Raw genomic sequence first — 2169 nt, forward strand, 5'->3', positions numbered from 1 at the left:
ATAGGGCCGGTACCGAGGATGTCGACGAGGTCGCCCTCCAGGCCGGACCGGGCCGCCCGCCAGGTCGCCGCGCGCAGCAGCTCCGCGCGCGGCGGCGGGGCCTGGCCGCCGGCCTCGATCTCCTCGATGGCCTGGCACACCAGCGCCCGGAACAGCCCGGCGATGAGGATGACGTTGTCGACGTCCGGGCAGGCATCGCAGATGCGCAGCTCGACGGTGGGCAGGTGGGCCGACGGGCGGACGTCGAAGTAGACCATCCCCGGGTCGCTGATCACCCCGGACTTGATCAGGTCCGCCACGAGCTGGTCGTACTCGGCGGCGGTCCGGAAGGACCCGGCGACCCCCGCGGTCGGCCATCGCTGCCACACCAGCGTGCGCATGCTCGCGTAGCCGCTGTCGGCACCCATCCAGAACGGCGAGCTGGCCGAGAGCGCCAGCAGCATCGGCGGCCACGGCGCGGTCCAGGCGACGACGGCCATCGCGAGGTCACGGTCGGCCACGTCGACGTGCACCTGAGCGCCGCAGATGAGCTGCTCGCGCGCGACGATCTGGTAGTCCTCAGTCATCTGCTCGTAACGGTCGTCCCGGGAGACGTCGAGCAGATCCATGTCCACGATCGGCACGGTGCCCGCGGCGGCCGGCCCGAGCCCAAGCTCGCCGGTCACCTCCGCGAGTCGCCGCCGCAGATCGAGCAGGTTCGTCCGCAGCTCCAGCAGATCCGCCGTCGGCTGACTGTTCGTCTCGACAACCGATTTCAATAGCTCTGGGGAGAACGAGTCCCCGTCGAGCCGGCGGAGGATTTCCTCGGCCCTGGGAACGAGCTGACGGGTGGTGAGATCGAGGATGTGAAATTCCTCCTCGACACCGACGGCCACGATTCGTGCGTCGCTCATGGCGGGCTACGCTACGGCCTGCCGTTACACATGCGTGTCACAGCTATGACCCGTCTCGGGAAGAATCCCGCACTACTCGCCACGGACCTGCACCCCCACCCTTGTCGTCGCCGGGTACCGGCCGCCACCCGACGCCTCGCCCGAGGCCTCGCCCCGGCCCACCTGCGTGACCACGACCACTCGACCACGACCGCTCTCGCCCGGTCTCGTCCGGTCCGTCCATCCGGTCCGTCCATCCGGTCAGTCGGCCCTGCTGGCGGGGCCGGCGGCCCCAACAGGGTCTCTACTATCCCGCCGGGCCTCGATAAAACGTGACGAAGCGTGCAGGGCGCGGACTCTCCGATGTGGCTGTCCGATGCGGCTGTCCGATGCGGCGCGCGGTCGCTCGACCGGCTCACCGGCGGGAGGATCGACGGATGCGGCGGGACGGGCGGATGCGGCGGGACGAAGTCTACATCGGGGTGATCGGGCCGGCCAAGGCCACCGTCCGTGAGGTCGCCACCGCCGAGTCCGTCGGACGGCGTCTCGCCGAGGTCGGCTGGTACGTCGTCTGCGGGGGCCTGGGCGGGATCATGGCAGCGGCCTGCCGGGGCGCCCGATCGGTCGGCGGGACGACGATCGGGCTGCTGCCGGGCCTGTCCCGGGACGAGGGAAACGACCATCTCACCGTCAGCCTCCCGACCGGGCTGGGCGAGCTGCGCAACGGCCTGCTCGTCCGCGGCAGCGACGCGTTGGTCGCCGTCGGCGGAAGCTGGGGAACGCTTAGTGAGATCTCCTTCGCGCTCCGGGCCGGGAAGACGGTGATCGGTCTCGACACCTGGGCCGTGGACGCCCAGGATTCATCGCTGCCGACCGTCATCCCGGTCCAGGATGTGGACGATGTGGTGCCGCTCCTTCGAGCGCACCTCAATGATGCCGGCCCTCGACGAGGTCTACCGCTTGATGACGTCTACCGCTTTTTGTCCACGCCGACAGCGGCCATCAGGCGCAGTGATCGCATAAAAAATCCACCTTTCTCATTATGGTCGAGCGAGGCTCTCGGCGCAAAAGAGTCGCTATTTCGGTCTTAGGAATTTCAGCGGACAACCGCGACCGGGTGCATGGGGCCGAGCAGTCGAAACCAGCGGGCCTAACGGCATGATCGTGGTCTTGTCGTACTCCCGGAGTCTCGAATTTTCTGGTGTGGCGACCGCACCCGAGCCGGACCGATGCTCGCACGGACGAGAGGTCTTCCGGCGCACCGACACGTGCACCGTGCACAGTGCGCCAAGGGGAC

General features: G+C 68.7%; 2 protein-coding genes. One reads left to right on the forward strand and one right to left on the reverse strand.

Annotated features, from left to right (window positions below; all coding sequences use genetic code 11):
- A partial coding sequence (locus ACY45C_RS12265; RefSeq protein WP_462187748.1) for a carboxylate-amine ligase occupies positions 1-893 on the reverse strand: 893 nt, incomplete at its 3' end.
- A gap of 416 nt (positions 894-1309) precedes the next feature.
- Between ACY45C_RS12265 and ACY45C_RS12270 the strand changes: the two genes are divergently transcribed.
- Positions 1310-1963 (forward strand): TIGR00725 family protein, encoded by a 654-nt coding sequence (locus tag ACY45C_RS12270; protein ID WP_462187749.1) that lies wholly within the window; start codon positions 1310-1312, stop codon positions 1961-1963.
- Positions 1964-2169: the final 206 nt, after the last annotated feature.

It is taken from the genome of Frankia sp. CcWB2, from assembly GCF_977927585.1.

Bases quoted from the DNA above. Each gene is read 5' to 3' on its own strand.
- ACY45C_RS12270 (WP_462187749.1), top strand. From the start codon at position 1,310: ATGCGGCGGGACGGGCGGATGCGGCGGGACGAAGTCTACATCGGGGTG.